This window comes from Thauera sp. K11, from assembly GCF_002354895.1.
Taxonomy (GTDB): Bacteria; Pseudomonadota; Gammaproteobacteria; order Burkholderiales; family Rhodocyclaceae; genus Thauera; species Thauera sinica.
In genome coordinates this window covers 1474838-1498811 of sequence record NZ_CP023439.1, presented here as the reverse complement: position 1 = coordinate 1498811, position 23974 = coordinate 1474838, and the positions used below count along the sequence as shown (strand labels likewise).

The window sequence follows — 23974 nt, the reverse complement described above, 5'->3', positions numbered from 1 at the left end:
CCGCCGCATCCGGGAGTGCCCTTGACCTCGCCGCGCCTGCGGCGCCCGCGAAAACCGGCCGTCCATGGGAAATTCGAGCACTTCACCGCGCGTGGATAGTTTTTGCCGGACTTGCAGCGGCGCAGCATCCGTCCAGGCTCGGGCGCGTTCCGCAGGGACCGCGACATCGCCTCCCGTCCTCGTCCGGCGACCGCAAGCCGGAGTCCTTCACGAGGCCGGCGACGATGTGGCTTCTGTGCCGCCGTGGCCGGACTCGATCCGCCAGCCACCGCCGAATGCCTTGAACAGATCGACCGCCGCCTGCAGTCGCCCCTGTCTGAGCTGCACCGCCTCGTCCTGCGCCGCATGCACCGTGCGCTGCGCATCGAGCAGGCCCAGCAGGGCCTCGGCGCCGGCGCGGTAGCGGCTCTCGGCCAGCGCCAGCGCCTGCTGCGCCTCGGCCAGCACTTCGGCCTGGGCGGCAATCTGCCCGTCGAGCCGGGCGGCGGCATCGAGCGCGACCTCCGCCTCCGCAAAGGCGGCGACGATAGCCTGGCGATAGGCCGCCAGCAGTTCTTCCCGCCGCGCGAGCGCCAGATCGCGCCCGGCGGCGAGCCGGCCGCCATCGAAGATCGGCGCGGCCAAGCCCGCCGCCAGGGCATATGCCGGATTGTCGAAGAGGCGGCGCAGCCGGTTGCCGCCGGAACCGAGGTCGGCGACGAGCGTCAGGCTCGGCAGCATGGCGGCGCGCGCCGCCGCCACGTCGGCATCGGCCGCTGCCAGCCGGGCTTCGGCCCGCGCGATGTCGGGCCTGCGGGAGAGCAGTTCGGACGGCAGGCCCGCATGGACAGGGGGCGCGGACAGCGATGACAACGAGCCTGTGCGGATCTCGATGCCGCCGGCCTGCCCCAGCAGCACACCTACCGCCGTCTGCGCATCCTCGGACTGCTGGCGCAAGGCCAGCAATGCGCGCCGCTGACCGGCCGCCAGCCCGCGTTGGCGGGCCAGTTCCAGTGGTGTCGCCGCACCTGCCCGGGCACGCGATTCGACCAGGGCGAGCAGACGCTCGGCGTCATGCAGATTCCGCTCGCCGATATCGATGCGCTCGCGCAGCGCCACGGCCTCCAGCCAGGCGCGAGCCACGCCTGTCGTCACGGTGAGCATGACCTCGTCCCGCTCGAAGGCCGTAGCCTGCAGGATGGCCCGTGCGCTGTCGCGGCCGGCGCGATACCTCCCGTGGAAATCCGGCTCGTAGCTTGCGGACACCCCTGCCCCATGGCGCTTGCCGTCGATGCCGGCATTGCCTCCCAGACGGCCTTCGCGGCGAGCCTGCGCCTCTGCAGTCACGATGGGCAGCAGCGCGGCGCCGGCCATGCGCGCGTCTGCCTCGGCCTGCCGCACGCGCGCCGCGGCGACGGCCACGTCATGGCTGCGTGCCTGCGCGGTCCGGATCAGCGCATCGAGTTCGCCGCTGCCGAAGGTCCGCCACCAGCCACGGGTAGGTTCCTTCGCCGCCGGCGGTGCCGACTGTGCGTCGTGCCGCCACTTCGCGGGCAATTCGGGCCCGGGCGGGCGGGCAACCGGCGCTTGCGCGGCACACCCCACCAGCAGTGCGGCGGCAAGCGGGATCAGGCGCGGCAGGATCTGGCGCGCGTCGCACGACATCATCCTCACTCCCCCGCCAGCGCCACCACCGGGTCCAGCCGCGCGGCCTGGCGCGCCGGCATGAAGCCGAACACCAGGCCGGTGGCCACCGCGCAGCCGAAGGCAAGCAGCATGGCCCGGATCGAGAAGACCACGGGCACCGCCCAATAGATCAGCCCCACGCCGATCACCAGCCCGATCGCCATGCCCGCCACGCCGCCCACCAGCGACACCATCACCGCTTCGGTCAGGAACTGGCGCCGGATGTCGCGCTGGCGCGCGCCCGTGGCCATGCGGATGCCGATCTCGCGCGTGCGCTCCTTCACCGCCATCAGCATGATGTTCATGATCCCGATTCCGCCCACCACCAGCGAGATGCCGGCAATCAGCGCCAGCAACAGGCTCTGCTGGCGGGCGGCTTCATTCTGTGCGCGGGCATGGGCCGGGTTGTTGGCGATGTTGAAGTCGCGCACCCGATGCGCTTCTTCCAGCACCGCCGTCACATCGGCCACCGTCCGGTCGATCCTGGCCGGATCGACCACCTTCACCTGGATCAGCCCGGGGTACGGCGTGCCCAGCACCCGGCGGCTGGCCGTGGCGAATGGGATCGCGGCGATGTTGTCGCCGTCGTCCTCGCCCGTTTCCGCCAGTTCGCCGATCACGCGGAAAGGCACGTTGTCAAGCAGCACGTAGCGGCCGATCGCATCGCCATCCGGGAACAGCCGCTCGCGTGCCAGCTTGCCCAGCACCACCACGGTCGCCAGTTGGCGCTCGTCCTCCTCACTGAAGAACACGCCGCGCGCCAGTTGCCAGTTGAACAGCCGCAGACCTTCATGGCCCATGGACCAGACCAGGGTGTAGAGATCGGTGCCGCCGGCGCGCAGCATCACGCTGCCGGTCAGGAACGGCATGGCGATGTCCACGTTGGGCACCTCGCTCACCAGCCGCACGTCCGCTTCGGTGAGCAGCCCGCGCAGGCCGCGCGCGTTGTCGGTGCCCGGGCGGATGGACATGCGGTGTGTGTTGCCGAAGGCGGCCATCTGCGCCAGCGTCTGCTCGCTGGCACCCTGACCCACCGCCATCAGCACGATCACCGAAGCCACGCCGATGACGATGCCCAGCAGCGTCAGCAACGTGCGGAAGCGGCTGACCCACAGGGTGCGCCACGCGCTGCCCAGGGTCTCCTTCACGTCGGCGAACCACGAGGCGCCATGTGCCGCGCCCCGGGCCATGCCGGCCATGAAGTGCCGGGCATCGCATTCGGGCGCTGCCGGCTCGGGGCTTACCCCGGAGCGGTCCTGCCCGCCATCCCCGACGATGTCTCCGTCGCTGATGCGCACCACGCGCCGCGCCTGGGCGGCCACCTGCGGATCGTGGGTGATCAGGATCACCGTGTGGCCCGCATCGGCCAGTTCGCGCAGCAGCGCCATCACTTCGGCGCCGCTGTGGCTGTCCAGCGCCCCGGTCGGTTCGTCGGCCAGGATCACATGGCCGCCGTTCATCAGCGCACGGGCGATGGACACCCGCTGCTGCTGCCCGCCGGAGAGCTGGCCGGGCCTGTGGCCCGTCCGTTCTCCCAACCCCAGCCGGGCGAGCAGGGCCTGCGCGCGGCCTTGCCGCTCGGGAGCCGGCATGCCGGCATACACCGCCGGCACCTGCACGTTGTGGCAGGCGTCCAGCGTGCGGATGAGGTGGTAGCCCTGGAACACGAAACCGAATGCCTCGCGCCGCAGCCAGGCCAGTTCGTCTGCGCCGAGGGACGAGATGTCCTGCCCCGCAAAGCGGTAGCTACCGCTGCCAGGCCGATCCAGGCAACCCAGTATGTGCATCAGCGTGGACTTGCCCGAGCCCGAGGCGCCGACGATGGCGACGAATTCCCCCGCCCGGATGTCGAGGTCGATGCCGTGCAGGATCTCCACGCTCGGTTCGCCGCCGGTGCCCCCATAGGACTTGCGGATGTTGCGCAGTTCGATCAGCGGTTGGCCCGCGGCCGGGCGCGCAGCTACCACCGCAGCCTCCGCGACGCCCGTTCATGCCTGACGGCGGTGACGATCCGCTCGCCTTCGTCCAGGCCGTCCAGCACTTCGCCCGACAGCCGGTCGCGCACGCCGATGCGCACCTCGCGCGACTGCAGCGCATCGCCCGTCAGCACCCGGGCAGTGAAGCGCTCGGCGTCGCCCGCCAGCGGCGACAAGGCTGCCAGCGGTGCTACCAGCACGTCATTCGCGGCAGCCGCGATGAAGAACACCTGCGCGCTCATCTGCGGCATCAGCGCGCCGTCGGCGTTGTCCACGTCGAACAGCGCGGTGTAGAGCACCACCTTGCCGGCAGGCGCGGCGTTCTGCGTGCCCGGTTGGGCCGCGGCACCCTGCGCAGCAGGCGGCGCCGGCAGCACCTGGCGCAGCCGGCCCGGCCAGCGGCGCGGCCGGCCGGCCGCATCCTGCAGGCCCAGCGTGGTGAAGTAGACCGGCATGCCGGGACGGATGCGGCCCACGTCGGCCTCCGACACCTCGGCCCAGACCGTCATGCGCGACAGGTCGGCGATGCGCATGACGTTGGGCGTCTGGTAGGTGGCGTTCAGCGTCTGGCCCTCGCGCGCATCCAGGGTCACCACCGTGCCGGCGATGGGTGCGTAGATGCGTGTGTAGCCCAGCAGCGCCTCGTTGCCCTGCAGTGTGGACCTCGCGCCGTCGATCTGGGCGCGCAGGCTGTCGATGCGGGCCCGGGCGATGCGCAGGTTGGCCTGCGCGGTCTGCACGTCTTCCAGCCGCGTAGCACCTTCGGCCGCCATCTGCTGCTGGCGGTCGGCCTGCTGGCGCGCCAGGTCGCGCTGGGCTTCCTGCTCGGCCAGTTGCGCACGCAGGCTTGCCAGCGTGGCACGGTTGGCCTGTACCGTGGCCTGCTGCACGGCCGGATCGATCTCCAGCAGCAGATCGCCCTTGGCGACCCCATCGCCGGCCTTGACGGCGATGTGCCGGATCTGGCCCGACACCTGGGCACCGACGTCCACGTAGCGCTGCGGCTGCAGCACGCCGAGGGCCGTCACCGCGTTCTCGATGCTGGCGCGGCGCACCGGCTCGGTCTCGACGGTTTCCACGGTGCGGAAGAACCCCCACCACAGGAGCGAAGACAGCAGGCAGGCCGTACCGGCGGCGGCGAACAGCCCGGGGCGGATCGAAGGCATGGGCATGTACGGACGGCGCATGCGGTTTCAGGAGCCTGGCCGCGCGGGCGGCGGCGTGGCGTCGATGTCGCGGCGGTCGACGTCCACCGTCTGACCGTCGATGCCCACTCCGTACATCAGCACGCCGAACTCGCCTTCCGGCCGTGCGAAGCGCGCCCGGCCGCTGGCATCCGTCCGCACGGACGACAACACTTCGCCACCGCGGCCGAGGACGTCCAGCGACGCATTCGGCAACGCGGAACCCATCGACCACCTGCTTTCGCACACCACGGCATCGCCATCGTTCCAGCACCGCAACAGCGGGACGTTCGAATGATCGGGCGCATGCGACAGCGCCTCCCCCGCGCCCGCGAAGACCACCATGCCCGCCAGCACCGCCCGGACACCGGCATCCGTCCAGAGACTGTTCATGTGTTTCATCTGGTGCGCTCCTGAATGAACCGGGCGGTGGCGGGCGAAACGCGGGATACCTCCAGCGCCGCCCGGTGGGTCCGCCCGTCCTTGCCGACGACGGTCAACCAGAGTTGGTCTTTCGGCGTGACGGCCGTCGGAATGGCGAGCACCGCTTCGCGCTGCCGGCGCTCGCCCATGAAGCGAACCCCCTTCGAGCGGCTCGAACGCGGCTCGCGCAACTGGACGTAGGCTGCCCGGATGCCGCCCTCGCAGGCATCGCAGAAGCGCAGCATCAGATGCTTGACGGGCACGCCGGCGGGCGTGTCCTCGGGTGCTGCCTGCTCTTCCTCCACCAGTGTGAAGGCCCACGGCCCGATCCGGCCCTGCACCGCATCGGCGCGCAGCAGCGGATGCACCGGCGCCTGGTACAGGGCCCAGCCGAAGCCGGCCGGGATCACGAGCAGCCCGGCCGCCGCCACGCCCCGCCGGCAGCGTTGCCAGCAGGGCGTGGCGGCGGGCGTCCGCTCTGCGTCCCGCCCCCTCTCCAGGCGGGACGCAGGCTCGCGCGGGGCCGGCCGCCACGGCCGGTACGCGATGCCGAATACGACGGCCAGCGCCGCCACCGTCAGCCAGCCGAACCACACCACCGCGCCGAAGTTGCCGCGCCAGCCGAGCACGCACACCGCCAGAGCGGCTGCCAGCAGCGGCCAGCCCATCAGGCGGAAGGCCAATCTCTGCGCGGCCGACGGCGCGCGGCGCAGCAGCGCCTTGCCCTCCCGCTCGCTGGCCAGGGCCAGCAGGGCAAAACCGGCGAAACAGAGCAGGAAGACGGCCAGATCCCACCAGAACGGTTGCAGGGGCATCATGCCGCACCTCCTTGCCGGATCAGCATCCAGCACGCGGCATAGACGACCAGCGTCCAGCCGGTGAGCCATGCCCAGGCCCGCGTCGCGCTGCGGGTATGGAAGACCCACAGCAGGATGGCGGCGTGGATGGCATGGATCAGCAGGCGTGCCGCTTGCGCTGCCTGCGGAAAGGGCGGCTCCTGCGGGAACGGCAGGGTCAGGACGAGCAGCAGTTCGATGGCCGCCGCCAGCGCATAGCCGCCGATCACCGCGGCCAGCACCCTCGAAGCCACGCTCAGCCGGTAGGAAACGGAATCCGTACGGCGCAGGGAGGGGGTATGCGAACTCATCAGCCCACCTCCGCGACGGCGTCGCGCCGGCCCGGCGCGGCTTCCCCGGGCTCGCCGCCGGCGGCCCATCGGCGCCGCAGCTTCCAGGCAATGGCGCCGAACAACGCCGCCAGTGCCATCATGGACAGGTCCACGCCCGCCAGGGCCCAGTCGCCATGTGCGATGGTCACGCCCAGGTGCCTGTCGGTGGTGACGAGGTTCAGCAGCGGGACGGCGCCGAAGGCCGCGGCCGCGAGCCCCGCGGTCTCGACCCAGGCCCGGCGGACGGGGCGCAGCGCGGCGTAGAGCAGAACCCAGCCCCAGGTCAGGAACAGGCAGTGCGCTTCCCAGCCGGCGCGGCCATCCAGCCCCGGCGGCAACAGGCGGTTGGCCCAGAAATAAGCCGCCACGCCGACCGGCAGGCCGACGAGCACGCCCACGTTCATCCGCTCCACGAGGCGCAGGCCGATGGGGTTCCCGCCGTGCCGCTCGTGCCGTTCGCGGCGCTTCACCGTCCACAGCACCTGCCCGGTGGCGATCATTGCGCAGCCCAGCAGGCCGCAGCAGAAGAACAGCCAGCGCAAGCCCGCGCCCGCGAACCAGGCGAAGTGCGCGCCGACCAGCCACCACAGCGCCTTGTGCGGCAGGGGCTGGCCGAAGGTGTATTCGACGTCCAGCGGCTCGCCGGTCACCGCGCTGAAGCTCAGGAAACTGCCCTCCCTGCCGGCGAAGGGGTATTCGGTGCCCCAGCGCCTGGACACGGTGATGCGCGGTTCCTGGCCTTGCGGATGGCTGAGTTCGATCTCGCCGATCTCCCCGACCCCCAGCACCGCCTCCGAGCGGGCGATGACGGCCGCCATGGGGATGGCCGGGCGCAGCACGGGCGCATGCTCGCCGGCCGGTGCCCGCACGATGGCGGGCGCCTGCAGCAGCGGCGCGGGCATGTAGCCGATTTCCACCATGCCGCTGTAGGTGATCATCAGGAAGAACGGCAGCGCCATCACCCCGAACACGTTGTGCGCGTCCAGCCACGAGCGCTGCCCCTTGCCCGGGCGGAAGGTGAAGAAGTCCTTGAAGATCTTCTTGTGGACGACGATGCCCGTCAGGATGGCCAGGAAGGCCACCATCGTGCCGATGGCGACGATGATCCTGCCGGTTTCCTCGCTCATGTAGTGCAGGCTGTAGTGCATTTCGTCGAGGAGATCGCCCCCCTCGGTGTCACGCGTGGCCGGCAGCGGCGGCAGCGGCCGGCCGGTCGTGCTGTCCAGCCGCTCGGTGTTGCCGGCCCACGACACGGTCAGTTCGGACGGATAGTCCCGCAGCGGCCGGCCGCATCCGGGGCCGCAGCCCACGCGCCGCCCGTCCGCCGGCAGCAGGATTTCCCAGGTGTGGGCAGCCTCCGGCTGCCGCCCCAGGTAGTCCAGCGCCAGTTCCGCCATCATCGTGGCCGGCGGATGCTGCGCATGGACCGGCAGCGGCATCTCCGGCTTCATCCAGCGGGTGATGTCGTCCTTGAAGTAGGTGGCCGACCCGGTCACGAACACGAAGAACAGCAGCCACCCGGCCACCAGTCCGGACCATGTGTGCAGCCAGGACATGCTCTGGCGGAAGGTGCCGTTCATGCCGCCTCCCTGCTGGGACCGCCGCAGGGCGCGTGAACGCGGCCCCGCTCGCGCATCGGAGCGCGCACGTCGTCGGATCTCATGGGCCGCCTCAGAAGTCGAAGGTGGCGGACAGCAGGACGGTGCGCGGCGTCGACTGGTACACGCCGTAGGTCCGCGAGATCCAGAAGTTCTTGTCCAGGGCGTTCTCGATGGTCAGCCGCAGGACCGCGGGCTCGTTCCACAGCGAGGTGAACCGGTACCGGGCGCCGACGTCCAGCAGGGTCCACGACGGTACGCTGCGTGCGTTGGCGGTGTCGATATAGGCCATTTCCGAATGCTTGACGCGCGCCGTGAGGGTGAGCCCCGGCACCAGGCCGGTGTCCCATTCGCCGCCCAGCGTGGCCTGCCATTTGGGCACGGCCGGCGCCTGGTTCCCGTCGTCGGCGCCGCCCTCCGTCTTGCGCAGTTCGGCATCGATGACCATCAGCCCGCCGGTCAGGCGCACGCCGTTCCAGGGCTGGCCGAACATGCTGAACTCGAGCCCGCGGTTGCGCTGCTCGCCGTTGAGTGCCAGCGCAGGCAGCGGTACGCCGGGGATCGTCACCGTGTTTGGCTGGGCGATCTGGAAAGCGCTCACGGTGGTGATCAGGTTGCCGCTCCAGTCGACCTTCACCCCGGCCTCGTATTGCTTGGACCGATAGGGCGGGAAGATCTGGCCGGCATTGGCATAGGTCTCCCCCACCACGGTGCCCGGCCGCAGCCCCTCGATGTAGTTGGCGTAGATCGACACGCCGTCCCGCGGCTTGACGATCACCCCGACCGCCGGGCTCCAGACATGGCTCTCGTAGCTCGACGTGACCGCGCCCGTCGCAATGCTGATGTTCTTCGACGACACCGACTGGCGCCGCGTGCCCACCGTGATCTGCAGACGGTCGCCGAACATCGACAGCGTGTCGGCGATGCCGAAGCTGGAGCGCTTCGCCACGCTGGACGGACGCAGGTCGCCGACGACCAGCGCAGGCTCCGGCACATGCACCGGGTGGTAGAGATTGGAGGTGAATTCGAAGTCGCTGCCCCAGAGCTGCGCATAGTCCGCGTCTTCGGTGATCCGGGCGGCATTGACCGCGATGGCATGGCGCACCGGGCCGGTATCCGCCGCGAACCTCAGGCCTGCCGTCGCCGACCGCGTCTGGCTGGCCGAAGCGGAGCGCGACGGCGTGGCTTCCCAGTCGCCCTCGGCATCGAGCAGGACGGGGTTGATGAACAGGACTTCCTTGCCGTCGGTCTTGCGCATGCCATAGGCCGCGTAGGCGGTGATGCCTTCGGCGATGTCCCATTCCGCCTGCACCATGCCGAACGTGCTGCCGCCGTTCCAGATGGTCCAGGGCGGCAGATAGCTCTCGTCGTTGCGCGGGAGTTTCGGAATCCGTACCCCCGCTCCCAGGAACAGGGGGCGGTTCGCGCTCGAGAGATCGCGTTCCTGATGCCCGAAGTCGGCCGACAGGCGCACGCCTTCACCCTGGTAATCGAGCCCCAGCACGCCGGAGACCATTTTTTCCTTGGTGGGGTCGACCGACAGCCCGCCATCGCGCCAGGTGCCGTTGAAGCGCACGCCGAATGCTCTGTCTTCCCCGAAGCGGCGCCCGATGTCGGCGGACACGCCCGGCTGGGACCGCGACGCATGGCTGACGGTGATCTGCGCGAGGGGTTCGTACGGCGCGCGCTTGCTGACGAGATTGACGGTGCCGCCGACCGCGTCGGCCGTCGGCATGCCGTTGAGCAGCGCGCTCGGCCCCTTGAGCACCTCGACGCGCTCGGCCATGCCGATGCCCGTGGCGTCCGCCGGCAGGATGCCGTACAGGCCATTCAGCGACACCGAACTCGTTCCGTCGCCGGTGGAAAAACCGCGAATCACCGTGGCCTCCCAGCCGCTCGCACTCGGATTGTCGATGGCGACCGACGGATCGCTGGACATCACGTCGGACAGCGTGCGCGCCTGCCGGTCGGCGATGAACTCGGCGGTATAGCTGGTCTGGCTGAACGGGGTGTCCATGACATCCTTGTTGCCGAGCATACCCACCCTGCCGCCACGCGCCACCTTGCCGCCGGCGTAGGGCCTGGGCAGTTCGCCGGCGGCTTCGCCGCTGGCCGTGACGCGGACTTCCGCCAACTGCGCCACCCGGGGTTCCGCCGCGGCGGCAGGCACCGGAGCCGCCGGCGCCTTGTGCAGTGAATAGGCGTCGTTGCCCTGCTTCACGAGTTGGTAGCCGCTGCCACGCAGCAGTTGCTCGAAGCCCTCGCGGACACCGTAGCGGCCTTGCAGGCCCGGACTACGCCGGCCGGCCAGCGCGGCGGGATCGAATACCAGTTGCACGCCCGCGGTGGCGGCGTACTGCGCCAGCACGTCGCCCAGTTCGCCCGCACCGATCGCGTACTGACGCTGCACCATGGCAGCGGCCGGTTCGGCGGCGACGGCCGGCGATGCCACGATGATGCCCAGCGCCGCGCTCATCGCCATCGCCTCGATGGCGGCCCGGATGGCCGCGGGGGGCGCCGCGATCCTGGATGCGCGGATTCCCGCAAAGCGGCCCATGTGCTGGCTCTTCATGTCGATTCGTCCTTTCTTGTGCTGTGTATGGAGAAAAGGCTGGCGATGCGCCTGCAAGGGCATCGCATTTCCCCGTACACCGGACGAGCCGGAAAAAGTGATCACTCCCACGACGTTTTCTTGCCGGCACCGGATCGGCCGGCAAGAAGGCCGACGCCCGCTGCCCGCCGGCTCAAGCGCGGGGGGCGACCGTCACCCAGTAGCGGGTGTTGCGCTCGATGCGCAGCGGCAGGGTGCGCACCAGCAGCGCAAGCCCGGCATCGGTGTCGGCCAGCGAGATGGCGCCGGACACGCGCAGGTCGGCCACGGCGGGATCACAGCGCAACACGCCCGGGCGATGCCGCGCCATCTCGGCGATCACGTCCGCGAGACGCATGTTCCTGGCGAGCAGCATGCCCTGCTCCCACAGCGCGGTACTGGCCTCGACCTCCACCGGCTGCCGCACCTCCCTGGTGCCGAAATCCGCCTGTTCACCGGCGCGCAGGATGCGGGCATCCCCGCCCAGCGGACGTATCTCCACCTTGTCCTGGAAAACGGCGACGCGGCAGGTTTCCCTGTCCAGGTGGCGCACACTGAAGCGCGTACCCAGCGCACGCACGGCCCCGTGCGGGGTGTCGACGAGGAAGGGCCGGTAGGCTGGAGCAGGATCGGCATGCGTGGTGACGAGGATCTCGCCGGCCAGCAGGCGGATGCGGCGCTCGGCGGCGCTGAAGAAGATGTCCACCGCACTGGCCGTGTTGAGCACGAGGCGCGAGCCGTCGGGCAGGGCCAGCGTCCTGCGCTCGCCGGTTGCGGTCGCCACGTCGGCAGTCCATTCCCGCCACGGCGACTGGCGCCAGGCCAGCCAGCCGGCGGGCGCCGCCACCAGCAGCGCACCCAGCAAGCGCAAGCTGCGCCGCCGGCCGCTGCCGTGCCCCAGAGAATGGAGCGCCTCCCTGCCGGCACCGGCCGGCACCTGGTCGAAGGCATGGAAAACCGCCTCGGCGCGCGCCCAGGCTGCATCGTGCGAAAGGCTCTGCCGCCGCCAGCGGTCGAAAGCCTGGCGCTCGGACTCGGTCGGCGTGCCGTACCGGAATGCCATCGCCCAGTTGGCGGCCTCCTCGAGCAAAGCGGTATCGGGAGATACGGGCGACGGCATGGCGGATCAGCGCGGGGGAAGGGCCGCGGGTCTCGTCAGGCGATGGCCATGCAGGCCACCAGCGCCTTGTGGATGTGCCTGCGCACGGTGATCACCGGCATCTGCGTGCGCTCGGCGATCTGCTGCAGCGTCAGGCCGTCGAGCTGCGCCAGCAGGAAGATCTCACGCGTGCGGCCGGACAGGCTGGCGAGCATGGCATCGATGCGGAGCAGCGCCTCGATGATGAGCAGGCGCGATTCCGGCGAAGGCGCTTCGGGCTCAGGAAGATGGGCGACGGCTTCGAGGTAGGCCCGCTCCACCTCCTGGCGCCGCCAGTGGTCGATGACCAGCCCCCTGGCAATGTGCGTCAGCAGCGCCCTCGGCTCCTCTCCGAGCGACTCCCGCCGGCCGGCGATGACACGCAGAAAGGTATCGTGCGCCAGATCGGCCGCATGCTGCGCGTCGCCCAGTTTCCGGCGCAGCCATCCCTGCAGCCATCCGTGATGATCGCTGTACCACGCATGGACTTGCTGCTGGATGGCGGCTTCGGCAGACACGACGCACTCCTGTCGGCGGTCGGGCGTGCTCTGAACGCCCGCTATAAACGAGAATTGTTCGCATTATATATAAGGATGGTGGTATTCGGGAGTCACGCCGGCCTGGCCCTGTCCGCTTCGCCTTGCCTACCTCGTCGGCTCGGCCGCATCCGCCGGCAGAGATCCGCCGTCCAGGTGATCGGGCAATTCACCCCCGGCATCGTGCCGGTTTCTTCCGCAGGCCCCGCGCATGAGGCCGGGCCGATCGAGGCGATTTCCGGTCCGGCACGCCGGACGGCTATGATGCGCGCTTTCCTCACGCGGCATCGCTCCGCCCCGTCCCGCATGAACCTGCTGCGCGCCCTCGCCACCGTGAGCGGCATGACCCTGCTGTCCCGCATCCTCGGCTTCGTCCGCGACTTCGTCATCGCGCGCGCCTTCGGTGCGGGCATGGCGACCGACGCCTTCTTCGTCGCCTTCCGCCTGCCCAACCTGTTGCGGCGGATGTTTGCCGAGGGCGCGTTCTCGCAGGCCTTCGTCCCCATCCTGGCCGAATACAAGAACCGCCAGGGGCCGGAGGCGACGCACACCCTCGTGAACCGGGTCGCCACGCTGCTCGGCCTCGTCGTGGCGGCGGTGGCCGCCCTCGGCGCGCTGGCCGCGCCGGCCATCATCTACGTGTCGGCGCCGGGCTTCGCCGGGGATGCGGGCAAGTTCGAACTCACCGTGGCGCTCACCCGCATCACCTTCCCCTACATCTTCTTCATGGCGCTGGTGGCACTGGCCGGCGGCGTGCTGAACACCTGGAGCCGCTTCGCCATTCCGGCGTTCACGCCGGTACTGCTGAACCTGTCCTTCATCGGCATGGCGCTGTTCGCGGTCCCCTATTTCGACCCGCCGGTGCTGGCGCTGGCGTGGGCGGTGCTCCTCGGCGGCGTGCTGCAGGTCGCGCTGCAGTTGCGGCCCCTGAAACGGATCGGACTGCTGCCGGCCTTCGACCTGAAACTGTCCGACCCGGGCGTGCGGCGCGTGCTGAAGCTGATGGCGCCGGCCATCCTGGGAGTGTCGGTGAGCCAGATCTCGCTGCTCATCAACACCATCTTCGCGTCCTTCCTCGAGAGCGGCAGCGTGTCGTGGCTCTACTATGCCGACCGCCTGATGGAGTTTCCGTCCGGGCTGCTCGGCGCGGCGCTGGGCACCATCCTGCTGCCCAGCCTTTCCAAACTGCATGCGGACGAGCAGCACGATGCCTTTTCGTCGCTGCTCGACTGGGGCCTGCGGCTCACGCTGCTGCTGACGCTGCCGGCCGCGCTCGGCCTCGCCATCCTGTCGGTGCCGCTGGTGGCGACGCTTTTCAACTACGGCGCGTTCACCGCGTCCGACGTGATGCAGACGCGCAGCGCCCTGGTCGCGTACAGCGTCGGCCTGACGGGGCTGATCCTGGTGAAGGTGCTGGCGCCCGGCTTCTATGCCCGGCAGGACGTCCGGACGCCGGTGAAGATCGCGATGATCACGCTCGCCGCGACGCAGTTGATGAACCTCGCCTTCATCGCGCCGCTGCGCCATGCCGGGCTCGCGCTCGCGATCGGGCTGGCTTCGTGCCTGAACGCGGTGCTGCTGTACCGCGGCCTGCGCCGGCGCCGGATCTATCTGCCGCAGGCGGGATGGGGCGCGTTCTGGGCCAGGCTCGCCATCGCGCTGCTGGCGATGGGTGCCGTGCTGTGGTTCGGCAGCGGACCCGAGGCACAGTGGGTGGAGATCCGCGGGCTCGAGCGCGGGCTGCGGCTGGCGGCGGTCATCGTCGCCGGCGCGGCGGTCTATTTCGCCACGCTGTTCGCGCTGGGTTTCCGGCTGCGCGATTTCCGCCGCCGCGCCGCGGAGTAGCGGACGGCGACGGACGGCGTCCGGGCCTCCGGCAAGGGTGCGGCAGCCGGACATGCGGACATGATCGGCGCCGGTCACGGCACCGGCGGTAGCGGGATCTGGTCGCTGCGCCGTGCGCCGGCGGTGAAGCTGCGGCAATCCTGCAGGAACTGGCGGATCGCGGCGGTGTGGTACTTGCCGCGGTGCCAGACGAAATTGAAGCTGCGGCGCAGATCCAGCGCCGGCGTTTCGACCGGCACCAGGCTGCCGCGGCGGAAGGCGTCGCGCAGCGCGAGCCGCGAGATGCAGCCTATGCCCAGCCCGCTCTCCACCGCCCGCTTCACCGCCTCGGTGTGCTCGAGTTCCAGCCGCGGCGTGATCCCCCGCGGCAGGTGGCGCAGGGCCTCGTTGAACGTCTTCCGCGTGCCCGACCCCTGTTCGCGCAGTATCCAAGGCTGCGCGGCGAGTTCGTCGGGGCCGGCGACGCGGCGCTTGGCGAGCGGATGGTCCGGCGCGCAGAAGACGACCAGTTCGTCCTCCACCCAGGGCTCGGATTCGAGTTCGGCGTCGCGCACCTGGCCTTCGATGAGGCCGAGATCGATCTCGTAGTGCAGCAGCAGGCTGGCGATGGCCGTGGTGTTGTGCACCTGCAGTTGCACGCGGCTTTCCGGATGGCGCTGCAGGTAGCCGGCGACGATCAGCGGCAGCAGGTAGTTGCCGATGGTGAGCGTGGCCCCGACCCGCAGGTTGCCCAGCCCGCGCTCGCCGCGCAGCAGCGCCTCGATCTCCTCGGCGCGGTCGAGCAGTTCGACGGCGCGCGGCAGCAGCAGGCGCCCCTGTTCGTTGAGCCGCAGCCGCTTGCCGCGGCGGTCGAACAACTGCTGGCCGAACTGGCTCTCGAGTTCGGACAGCGCCGCGCTGGTGGCGGACTGCGACAGGCTGAGCCCCTCGGCCGCGCGGGACACGTTCTCGTTGCGCGCGATGGCGACGAAGACTTCGATCTGCCGCAAGGTGTATCGCATATCCATCCAACCGATAAGAGATATAAAAATTATCCACCAAGTCGGTATGCATGGCGAAATAGAATCGGCCTCATCCAGTCACCCTCCAGCCTCGACCCATCATGAGCAACCTGCGCACCGAACGTATCCTGAGCGTCCATCACTGGAACGAATCCCTGTTCACCTTCCGCACCACGCGCGATCCGGGCCTGCGTTTCGAGAACGGCCAGTTCGTGATGATCGGCCTCGAGGTGGAAGGCCGGCCGCTGACCCGCGCCTACAGCATCGCCAGCCCGAACTACGAGGAGCACCTCGAGTTCTTCAGCATCAAGGTGCCCGACGGCCCGCTGACCTCGCGCCTGCAGCACCTGCAGGAAGGCGATGAGATCGTCGTGAGCAAGAAGCCCACCGGCACGCTGGTGCTGCACGACCTGCACCCTGGCAAGCACCTGTACCTGCTGTCGACCGGCACCGGCCTGGCCCCCTTCATGAGCGTGATCCAGGACCCGGAGACCTACGAGCGCTTCGAGAAGGTCATCCTGGTGCACGGCGTGCGCACGGCGTCGGAGCTGGCCTACTCCGATTTCATCACCCGCGAACTGCCGGACAACGAGTTCTTCGGCGACCAGGTGCGCGAAAAGCTGATCTACTACCCGACCGTCACCCGCGAGCGCTTCCGCAACATGGGCCGCGTCACCGACCTCATCGAATCCGGCAAGCTGTTCCACGACATCGGCCTCGCCCCGCTGCACCCGGCGCGCGACCGCGTGATGATCTGCGGCAGCCAGGCGATGATCACCGACACCTGCAAGCTGCTCGACGCCCGCAACTTCCGCGTTTCCCACCGCATCGGCGAACCGGGCGACTACGTGATCGAGCGCGCCTTCGTGGAGAAGTGACGGGCCGGGCCGGCCCTGGGGTACACTCCGGCGCTTGCACCGGGGCCGTTCCGGCCGGAACGGCCCGCCCCGGCAAGCGTGAACAACCCATCCGCAGGAACCCATGGCCCAATACGTAATGTCGATGCTGCGCGTGAACAAGATCGTTCCGCCCAAGCGTCAGATCATCAAGGACATCTCCCTCTCCTTCTTCCCCGGTGCCAAGATCGGCCTGCTCGGCCTGAACGGCTCGGGCAAGTCCACCGTGCTGCGCATCATGGCCGGCGTGGACAAGGAGTACGACGGCGAGGTGCAGTGGCAGCCGGGCGTGGGCATCGGCTACCTGCCGCAGGAGCCCGAGCTCGATCCGGCCAAGACGGTGAAGGAAGAGGTCGAGGCCGGCCTGGGCGAGATCGTCGAGGCGCGCAGCAAGCTCGAGGAGATCTACGCCGCCTACGCCGAGCCCGATGCCGACTTCGACAAGCTCGCCGAGGAGCAGGCGAAGTACGAGAACATCCTCGCCGCCGCCGGCAGCGACATCGAGAACCAGATGGAGATCGCCGCCGACGCGCTGCGCCTGCCGCCGTGGGACGCGGTGATCGGCAACCTGTCGGGCGGCGAGAAGCGCCGTGTCGCGCTGTGCAAGCTGCTGCTCTCCAAGCCCGACATGCTGCTGCTGGACGAGCCCACCAACCACCTCGACGCCGAATCGGTCGAATGGCTGGAGCAGTTCCTGACCCGCTTCCCCGGCACCGTGGTGGCCGTCACCCACGACCGCTACTTCCTCGACAACGCCGCCGAATGGATCCTGGAACTGGACCGCGGCCACGGCATCCCGTGGAAGGGCAACTACTCGTCCTGGCTGGAACAGAAGGGCGACCGCCTGGCGCAGGAAGCCAAGCAGGAAGCCGCCCACATGAAGGCGATGAAGACCGAGCTGGAATGGGCGCGCTCCAACCCGAAGGCGCGCCAGGCCAAGTCCAAGGCACGCCTGGCGCGCTACGAGGAAATGGCCAGCGTCGAATACCAGCGCCGCAACGAAACGCAGGAAATCTTCATCCCGCCCGGCGAGCGCCTCGGCGACAAGGTCATCGAGTTCCACGGCGTCAGCAAGGGCTTCGGCGACAAGCTGCTGATGGACGACGTCAGCTTCAGCGTCCCGCCCGGCGCCATCGTCGGCGTGATCGGCCCCAACGGTGCCGGCAAGTCGACGCTGTTCAAGATGATCGAAGGCCGCGACAGGCCCGATTCCGGCGAGGTGGCGATCGGTTCGACGGTGAAGATCGCCGCGGTCGACCAGAGCCGCGAGGGGCTGGCCAACGACAAGACGGTGTTCGAGGCGATCTCCGACGGCGCCGACGTGCTGACGGTGGGCCGCTTCGAGATGCCCAGCCGCGCCTACATCGGCCGCTTCAACTTCAAGGGCGGCGACCAGCAGAAGATCGTCGGCAACCTGTCGGGCGGCGAGCGCGGCCGGCTGCATCTGGCCAAGACGCTGATCCAGGGCGGCAACGTGCTGCTGCTGGACGAACCGTCCAACGACCTCGACGTCGAAACCCTGCGGGCGCTGGAGGATGCGCTGCTGGAATTCGCCGGCTGCGCGATGATCATCTCGCACGACCGCTGGTTCCTCGACCGCATCTGCACCCACATCCTGGCGGCCGAAGGCGATTCGCAATGGACCTTCTTCGCCGGCAACTACCAGGAATACGAAGAAGACAAGAAGAAGCGCCTGGGCGAGGAAGGCGCCAAGCCCAGGCGCATCCGCTACAGGCCGATCGCGCGCTGAACGGCGGAAACGACGCGGCCCCGTCGAGGGGCCGCGCATCATTCCGGCGACACGAAGGCCGCCGGCGGCAGCCGGCGGATCAGCGTCCGCCCGAGCAGCCGCAGCCTCCGCCGCCACCGCCGCACGAGCCCTCCTGGGCGCCGTACTGCGCCGGCGCCTGTTCCTGCGCACCGAGCTGGATCGAGAAATCGATGACGATGTTGCCCGGCTCGCGGGCCACGTACTTGATCCCCACCTGGTTGCCGTAGCGCTGCTGGATCTGGTTCAGCAAGGGCAGTGGATCGTGGTCGTTCACGAAACGCATCGTCTCGCCGTCGTCCAGCGACTCGAGCGCGCCGAAGATGGCCGCATGGCGGAAACGCTTGGCGACGCCGCGGGCGTCGAAGCCGAACACCGCCTCGTTGATGACGGGCAATTCACTCATCGTTCTTCCTCTCCTTGGGTTGTCGGCACCGGGCTGCCGCGTGGCATGCATGATGTCCGCCGCCGGCGGCGAAAGCCTTGAGCCAGAACAAGAAATCGAAGGCCGGCCGGTCTCGCGCCCATCGGCGGGCAGGCGGGCTGCCACCATACCCGGCGATGCTGCTAGAGTGAGGCCCGCATTCACCAAGTTCCGGGAGTTCATCATGCTGCACGCCGCGCTGCGCCGACTTTCCCTGCTGCTCGCCTTCGCCGCCGTACTGGGGCTGTCGGGCTGCGGCTACAACGACTTCCAGCGCCTCGACGAGCAAGGCAAGGCTGCCTGGGCCGAAGTGCTCAACCAGTACCAGCGCCGCGCCGACCTGATCCCCAACCTGGTGAGCACCGTCAAGGGCGAGGCGAATTTCGAACAGGAGACGCTGACCCGGGTCATCGAAGCGCGCTCGCGCGCCACCGCGATCCAGGTCACACCCGAGACGCTGAACGACCCGCAGGCGATGGAACGCTTCCAGCAGGCGCAGGGGCAGTTGGGCAGCGCATTGTCGCGCCTGCTGGCAGTGGCCGAGAACTACCCCAATCTGAAGGCCAACCAGGCTTTCCAGGAACTCAGGGTGCAGCTCGAAGGCACGGAGAACCGCATCACCGTCGCGCGCAACAAGTACATCGAGGCGATACAGCAGTACAACGTGCTGGCCCGCAGCTTCCCGACCAATTTCACCGCGATGGTCTTCGGCTACGCGCCCAAGGCCGGCTTCACCGTTGCCAACGAGGCCGAGATCTCGCGACCGCCGACGGTGGACTTCGGCTCCTCGCCGGCGCAGAACCGCTGACCGGCATGCATGCCCGTCGCCCTGCGGCCATCGCCGGTGCCTGATCCATGCCGCCGGCCGCTCCGTCGCCATCTCTCCGGCTCCGCCCGCCGATGAAGACCGCAGCCCGCCTGCCCGGCGCCGCGCTGGCCGGCCTGCTGATCGCGGTGCTCGGGCTGCTGTGGCTGCTGGCGCCGGCGCAGGCCATCGCGCAGCCGGTGCAGCCCGTTCCCGAACCGAGCGCGCGGGTGGTGGAGCGCAGTGGCACGCTGACGCCCGCGCAGGTGCAGGCGCTCGACGAACGGCTCGCCGCCTTCGAGCGCGAACGCGGCACGCAGATCGTCGTGCTGCTCGTTCCCACCACCGCCCCGGAAGACATCGCCGCCTACGCCTTCCGCGTGGCCGACACCTGGAAGATCGGCCGGCGCGAGGTAGGCGACGGCATCCTGATGGTGGTGGCGAAGAACGACCGGCGCGTCCGCATCGAGGTGGCGCGCGCCCTGGAGGGGGCCGTGCCCGACGTCGCGGCGTTCCGCATCATCGACCGCATCATCACGCCCGCCTTCCGCCAGGGCGACTTCGCCGGCGGCATCGGAGCCGGGGTCGACGCCCTGATGGCCCTCGTCCGCGGCGAGGCGCTTCCGCTTCCCGAGGCTGAACGACGCGACGGGCAGCAAACCTCGCTGGAGGATCTGGGCGCCTTCCTGTTCGTCGCGGTACCGGTGGCCGGCGCCTTCCTGATGGGCGTGCTTGGCCGCAAGCTGGGCGCGCTGGCGACCGGCGGAGCCGCCGGCTTCGTGGTCGAGATCCTGACCGGCAGCCTGCTGCTCGCAGGCATTGCCGGCGTGCTGGCGGCGGTGTTCGTCCTCGTGCTCGGCATCGGAGGCGGCGGCGGCTTCGGCGGTGGTGGCTTTGGCGGCGGCGGGTCGTACCGCGGCGGCCCGGTCATCCGCGGCGGCGGCGGTCGCGGCGGTGGCGGCTTCCGCAGCGGCGGAGGCGGCAGCTTCGGCGGCGGCGGCGCGTCGGGGAGCTGGTGATGGGATTCCTGCAGCTTCTGCGTCACCTTTGGCTCGACGACGGCGACGCCCGGCGCGCACTGGGCGCGGGCGCCCTGGAACGGTTGACCGAGCGCGTGCGCGACAGCGAGCGGCACCACAGCGGCGAGATCTGCATCTGCGTGGAGGCATCGCTGCCGCTGCGCTACCTGTGGCGCCACCTCCGCCACCGGGAAGCCACCGCCCGGCTCTCCCGCGAACGGGCGCTGGAACGCTTCGGCGAGCAGCGCGTATGGGACACCGAATACAACAACGGCGTGCTGATCTACGTGCTGCTGGCCGAGCACCGCATCGAGATCGTCGCCGACCGCGGCATCGTCCCGCACACGGACTCCGCCCGATGGCAGGACATGCTGCGCGACATCTCGGCCTGCCTGGGCAGCGGACGTCTCGAAGACGGCCTGGCGCATGCGATCGACGCGGTGGACCGCGTGCTGCGGCAGTGCTTCCCGAGCGACGGCGGGCCGTCGCAGGCGGACGGACGGGACGGCGGCGGGTTGCCGGACCGGCCGGTGATCCTCTGATCCATCGCCGGCGCGGCAGCCGGCGGCGTCACCGCGACGCACCAAGACAGGGAACCCGCCCCTGCGCGCCCGCACCACCTGCGAACGCGCAGGCTTTCCCCTGTGCTATTGTTCAATAAGAGGCGGGCGGGAATCTGGCCCGGTCAGCGTCATACCAATGATGAATAGGCCCGTCCGGACCTCGCAAAATTCCTATTATCCGTGAGAGTGGAGAATGTGTATGGCCGGAAAGCAAGAGCAGATGAACGAACTTCAGAAGAAAAACCTGGAAGCTGCCATGCGGCTGGCACAGCTTTCCATCGAGAATTCCCAGCGCATCATGGAAATCCAGGTGACGACCGCGAAGACTCTGTTCGAGGAAGGCGTGCATAACGCCAAGGCGCTGTCCACGGTGAAGGACCCGAAGGAAATGATGGATCTGCGCACCCAGTTTGCGCAGAGCACCACCGAAAAGATGCTGGCTTGTGCCCGCGAGATCGCCGAGATCACGACGCGTACGCAGGCCGAAGTGGGGAAGCTGGTCGGCGAGCAGTTGACGACCGGCAGCCACGACGTCTTCGAGGCGATGCAGAAGATGTTCAAGGGGATGCCGATCACCGATCAGAACGCATTGGGCGCGATGCAGTCCGCGATGGAAACCACGCGCGCCGCCTTCGAGCAGATGACCCGCGCGTCGACCGAGGCTTTCCAGGCTTTCACGCAGCAAGGCACGAAAGGCCGCAAGTAAGGCCGACGGTGGCCGGACCGCCGCCAGCGAGGGGGTCCGGTGAAAAAAGGACGGCGCCGCAAGGCGCCGTCCTGCATTCGGCCCGGCATCGCCGCGTCAGCGGCCCCGCCGGCGGGTGTCCTGTCCCTGCTCCCCTGCGCCGGCAGCCGCTGCGGCATCCCCTGACCAGCGTGCGGCCGCCGCGTCGTCGCCTTCCCGCGCATCGACCCAGCGCGCACCGGCCGGCGTCTCCTCGCGCTTCCAGAAAGGCGCGCGGGTCTTGAGGTAATCCATGATGAATTCGCAGGCCGCGAACGCCTCGCCGCGATGCGACGCCGCCACGCCGACGAACACGATGCGATCACCCGGCACCAGCCGCCCGACGCGGTGTATCACCCTCACCGACAGCAGCGGCCAGCGCGAGCGCGCCTGAGCGACGATCTCGCCGAGCGCGCGCTCGGTCATGCCGGGGTAGTGCTCCAGCGTCATCGCCGAGACGCCGCTGCCGTCGTTCGCCTCCCTCACCAGGCCGACGAAGGTCGCCACCGCGCCGACATCCCTGCGTTCGCCGCCCAGCGCCGCGATCTCCGCGCCGACATCGAAATCGGCCTCCTGCACGCTGACGATCCCGTCCCGCCCGGCCATCCGTCGTTGCTCCATCGATCAGCCGCCGGTGACCGGCGGAAAGAAGGCGACCTCGTCGCCCTGCCCGACCGGCGCATCGCCGCCGGCCATGTGCTGATTGACGGCCGCCTTGACACTGCCCGCCGCCAGCCGCTGCCAGCTACCGCCGCGGGCGGCGAGGCAGTCGCGCAGGGCGGCCACGCTGGCGACGCCCGGCGGCAGGTCGAACTCTTCGGCGGAAACGCCCAGCGCTTCGCGCAGGGCGGCAAAGTAGAGAATCCTGACTCCCATTGCAGAGGCTCCGATCCTTCAGTTCAGCAATCCGGCATAGGGCAGGAAGCGCACGGCGTCGCCCCGCGCGACAGCCTGCCCCGCCGGGATGTCGACGAGCCCGTTCGCCCATACGGTGGAATTCAGCGCGGCCGAACCCTGCCTGGCGAAAAGTTCGACGCCACCCTGGGCATTCATGCGCGCCCGCAGAAACTCCCGCCGCCGGTCCGGCTGCGGCCAGTCGAAGTCGGCGCGCAACGCCAGTTCGACCGGCGCGACGTCGGCGACGCCCTGCGTGGCGAGCAGAAAAGGCCGCACCAGCATCACGAACGTGACGAAGCTCGACACCGGGTTGCCCGGCAGGCCGATGAAGGCGGCCCCATGCACCCGGCCACAGGCGAGCGGCTTGCCCGGTTTCATCGCGATCTTCCACATGTCGAGGCTGCCTTCGGCCTCCACTGCCGGCTTGACGTGATCCTCCTCGCCGACCGACACGCCGCCGCTGGTCAGGATGAGGTCGTGCCCCTGGGCCGCCCGCCGCAGCACTTCGCGCGTTGCGGCGAGATCGTCCGGCACGATGCCGAAATCGGCGACCTCGCAGCCCAGGCCGGTGAGCAGGGCATAAAGCAGGAAGCGATTGGAATTGTAGATCCCCCCCGGCGGCAGCGCCTCGCCGGGCATCACGAGTTCGCTGCCGGTGGAGAACATCGCCACCTTCACGCGCCGGTAGACCGGCAGTTGCGCGAGGCCGATCGAGGCCGCCAGGGCGACGGCCTGCGGCGTCAGGCGCAGGCCGGCGGGCAGGACCTCGGCGCCGAGCGCGATGTCCTCGCCGGCGCGGCGCACCGATTCGCCCGTGCGCGGTACGTGGTTGACCACCACCGCGTCGCCGTCGACTTCGCACAGTTCCTGCATCACCACCGTATCGGCACCCGGCGGCAGCGGCGCGCCGGTGAAGATGCGCGCCGCGGTGCCCGCGGCCAGGGCGTGGCCGACGCTGCCGGCCGGGATGCGCTGGCTGACCGGCAGGCGCGTCCCGGGCGCCGGCACGTCGGCCGCGCGCAGCGCGTAGCCGTCCATCGCCGAGTTGTCCATCGGCGGCTGCGCCAGGCCGGAATGCTGTGTCACCGCGAGCACGCGGCCGCAAGCGACGAAGGTGTCGATCTGTTCGATCTCGCGCACCGGGCGCACGAAGCCGAGCAGCGTGTCATGCGCCTCGTCGAAGGAAAGCATGGGGGCATTCATTGGACGTCGGGATATTCCAGGATGAAGGCGGCGACGGCAGCCGGCTCGTTGAGCGGCAGCCGCGGCAGCGGACAGTCGATGTCGGCATCGGAGGCGACGGCGACGACGTGGGGATTCTCCGGCCACAGCGGCGGCTTGCCCAGCGACGGGCGATGGATCTCGATCTTCGGCACGGCGGCCTCCTTGTAGCCTTCGATCAGCACCAGATCGCAGGGTGCGAGCAGGCGCAGTTGCTCTTCCAGCGTCGGCTCCGGCGCGCCGCGCAACTCGTGCATCAGCACCCAGCGTTCGTTGGACAGCATCAGCACCTGAACCGCACCCGCCTCGCGATGGCGGTAGGAGTCCTTGCCGGGGCGGTCGAGGTCGAAACCGTGGTGGGCATGCTTGATGACCGACACGCGCAGGCCGCGCGCGGTGAAGTGCGGGATCAGTTTTTCGACCAGCGTGGTCTTGCCGGAGCCGGACCAGCCGGCCATGCCTATGACTTTCATCGTTTGCAGGGAGGTCCCCGTTTCTCGGGCAGAGGGGAGGATAACGCAATGTGCGCGGGG

23 protein-coding genes are annotated in these 23974 nt (G+C 69.5%); 7 read left to right on the top strand and 16 right to left on the bottom strand.

The annotated features are described in order from the left end of the window. Window positions 1-207 precede the first annotated feature (207 nt). From CCZ27_RS06595 to CCZ27_RS06550, 10 genes are all read right to left on the bottom strand, one after another. Window positions 208-1647 carry an efflux transporter outer membrane subunit gene (locus CCZ27_RS06595; RefSeq protein ID WP_198363283.1) on the bottom strand — a complete coding sequence of 480 codons (1440 nt, stop codon included), beginning with the start codon at window positions 1645-1647 and terminating at the stop codon, window positions 208-210. 2 nt (window positions 1648-1649) lie between these two features. Then, window positions 1650-3632, bottom strand: coding sequence for an ABC transporter permease (locus CCZ27_RS06590; protein ID WP_096446660.1), 1983 nt, complete (start codon window positions 3630-3632; stop codon window positions 1650-1652). Next, a complete protein-coding gene (locus CCZ27_RS06585) occupies window positions 3626-4828 on the bottom strand; it encodes an efflux RND transporter periplasmic adaptor subunit (protein ID WP_232516584.1) in 1203 nt (400 codons plus the stop codon). Before CCZ27_RS06585 ends, CCZ27_RS06590 begins: the two co-directional genes overlap by 7 nt. Window positions 4829-4834: 6 nt before the next feature. Next, window positions 4835-5227, bottom strand: a complete 393-nt coding sequence (locus CCZ27_RS06580; RefSeq protein ID WP_157748467.1) for a hypothetical protein — start codon at window positions 5225-5227, stop codon at window positions 4835-4837. Further along, entirely contained in the window at window positions 5224-6066 is an 843-nt protein-coding gene (locus CCZ27_RS06575) for a DUF3325 domain-containing protein (RefSeq protein ID WP_198363282.1), read from the bottom strand. Before CCZ27_RS06575 ends, CCZ27_RS06580 begins: the two co-directional genes overlap by 4 nt. Beyond that, window positions 6063-6395 (bottom strand): iron transporter, encoded by a 333-nt coding sequence (locus tag CCZ27_RS06570; protein WP_096452272.1) that lies wholly within the window; start codon window positions 6393-6395, stop codon window positions 6063-6065. The genes CCZ27_RS06575 and CCZ27_RS06570 overlap by 4 nt, the downstream gene beginning before the upstream one ends. Beyond that, window positions 6395-7996, bottom strand: coding sequence for a PepSY-associated TM helix domain-containing protein (locus CCZ27_RS06565; RefSeq protein ID WP_096446652.1), 1602 nt, complete (start codon window positions 7994-7996; stop codon window positions 6395-6397). Before CCZ27_RS06565 ends, CCZ27_RS06570 begins: the two co-directional genes overlap by 1 nt. A 91-nt stretch (window positions 7997-8087) precedes the next feature. Next, window positions 8088-10586, bottom strand: a complete 2499-nt coding sequence (locus tag CCZ27_RS06560; RefSeq protein ID WP_198363281.1) for a TonB-dependent receptor — start codon at window positions 10584-10586, stop codon at window positions 8088-8090. A gap of 172 nt (window positions 10587-10758) precedes the next feature. After that, the gene (locus tag CCZ27_RS06555; protein WP_096446648.1) at window positions 10759-11724 is read right to left on the bottom strand and encodes a FecR domain-containing protein; all 966 of its coding nucleotides are present in this window, start codon (window positions 11722-11724) and stop codon (window positions 10759-10761) included. A 35-nt stretch (window positions 11725-11759) separates the two neighbouring features. Continuing rightward, a complete protein-coding gene (locus tag CCZ27_RS06550; RefSeq protein ID WP_096446646.1) occupies window positions 11760-12260 on the bottom strand; it encodes a sigma-70 family RNA polymerase sigma factor in 501 nt (166 codons plus the stop codon). A 324-nt stretch (window positions 12261-12584) separates the two neighbouring features. Between CCZ27_RS06550 and murJ the strand changes: the two genes are divergently transcribed. Continuing rightward, window positions 12585-14123, top strand: coding sequence for a murein biosynthesis integral membrane protein MurJ (gene murJ, locus CCZ27_RS06545; protein ID WP_096446644.1), 1539 nt, complete (start codon window positions 12585-12587; stop codon window positions 14121-14123). A 74-nt stretch (window positions 14124-14197) separates the two neighbouring features. Here the strand turns inward: murJ and CCZ27_RS06540 are convergent, their stop codons facing one another. Further along, complete coding sequence (locus tag CCZ27_RS06540; protein WP_096446641.1) at window positions 14198-15124, bottom strand: LysR family transcriptional regulator; 927 nt, start codon at window positions 15122-15124, stop codon at window positions 14198-14200. Window positions 15125-15225: 101 nt separating this feature from the next. Here CCZ27_RS06540 and CCZ27_RS06535 point away from each other — a divergent pair, with 101 nt between their 5' ends. Together CCZ27_RS06535 and ettA are read left to right on the top strand one after the other, a co-directional pair. Beyond that, the gene (locus CCZ27_RS06535) at window positions 15226-16002 is read left to right on the top strand and encodes a ferredoxin--NADP reductase (protein WP_096446639.1); all 777 of its coding nucleotides are present in this window, start codon (window positions 15226-15228) and stop codon (window positions 16000-16002) included. Window positions 16003-16105: 103 nt separating this feature from the next. Beyond that, window positions 16106-17770: an energy-dependent translational throttle protein EttA gene (ettA, locus tag CCZ27_RS06530; protein WP_096446637.1), complete on the top strand. Its 1665-nt coding sequence runs from the start codon at window positions 16106-16108 to the stop codon at window positions 17768-17770. A 79-nt stretch (window positions 17771-17849) separates the two neighbouring features. Here the strand turns inward: ettA and CCZ27_RS06525 are convergent, their stop codons facing one another. Then, on the bottom strand, window positions 17850-18194 hold the full coding sequence (locus CCZ27_RS06525) for a DUF2249 domain-containing protein (RefSeq protein WP_096446635.1): 345 nt from the start codon (window positions 18192-18194) through the stop codon (window positions 17850-17852). A gap of 202 nt (window positions 18195-18396) precedes the next feature. On the opposite strand from CCZ27_RS06525, the gene CCZ27_RS06520 reads away from it, so the two are divergent. The 4 genes from CCZ27_RS06520 to CCZ27_RS06505 all read left to right on the top strand — a co-directional run bounded on the left by CCZ27_RS06520 (window position 18397) and on the right by CCZ27_RS06505 (window position 21305). Next, a complete protein-coding gene (locus CCZ27_RS06520; RefSeq protein WP_096446633.1) occupies window positions 18397-19020 on the top strand; it encodes a LemA family protein in 624 nt (207 codons plus the stop codon). A gap of 92 nt (window positions 19021-19112) precedes the next feature. Further along, complete coding sequence (locus CCZ27_RS06515; RefSeq protein ID WP_096446631.1) at window positions 19113-20036, top strand: TPM domain-containing protein; 924 nt, start codon at window positions 19113-19115, stop codon at window positions 20034-20036. Continuing rightward, complete coding sequence (locus CCZ27_RS06510) at window positions 20036-20578, top strand: TPM domain-containing protein (protein ID WP_096446629.1); 543 nt, start codon at window positions 20036-20038, stop codon at window positions 20576-20578. Before CCZ27_RS06515 ends, CCZ27_RS06510 begins: the two co-directional genes overlap by 1 nt. 220 nt (window positions 20579-20798) lie before the next feature. Then, a complete protein-coding gene (locus CCZ27_RS06505; protein ID WP_096446627.1) occupies window positions 20799-21305 on the top strand; it encodes a phasin family protein in 507 nt (168 codons plus the stop codon). A gap of 96 nt (window positions 21306-21401) precedes the next feature. Here the strand turns inward: CCZ27_RS06505 and moaE are convergent, their stop codons facing one another. The 4 genes from moaE to mobB are packed head-to-tail and all read right to left on the bottom strand — an operon-like array spanning window position 21402 to window position 23914. Then, window positions 21402-21944 (bottom strand): molybdopterin synthase catalytic subunit MoaE, encoded by a 543-nt coding sequence (gene moaE / locus CCZ27_RS06500; RefSeq protein ID WP_232516583.1) that lies wholly within the window; start codon window positions 21942-21944, stop codon window positions 21402-21404. A 3-nt stretch (window positions 21945-21947) separates the two neighbouring features. Then, the gene (gene moaD / locus CCZ27_RS06495) at window positions 21948-22199 is read right to left on the bottom strand and encodes a molybdopterin converting factor subunit 1 (RefSeq protein WP_096446623.1); all 252 of its coding nucleotides are present in this window, start codon (window positions 22197-22199) and stop codon (window positions 21948-21950) included. 18 nt (window positions 22200-22217) lie between these two features. Then, the gene (locus tag CCZ27_RS06490; protein ID WP_096446621.1) at window positions 22218-23423 is read right to left on the bottom strand and encodes a molybdopterin molybdotransferase MoeA; all 1206 of its coding nucleotides are present in this window, start codon (window positions 23421-23423) and stop codon (window positions 22218-22220) included. Next, window positions 23420-23914 carry a molybdopterin-guanine dinucleotide biosynthesis protein B gene (mobB, locus tag CCZ27_RS06485; protein WP_096446619.1) on the bottom strand — a complete coding sequence of 165 codons (495 nt, stop codon included), beginning with the start codon at window positions 23912-23914 and terminating at the stop codon, window positions 23420-23422. The genes CCZ27_RS06490 and mobB overlap by 4 nt, the downstream gene beginning before the upstream one ends. Window positions 23915-23974: the final 60 nt, after the last annotated feature.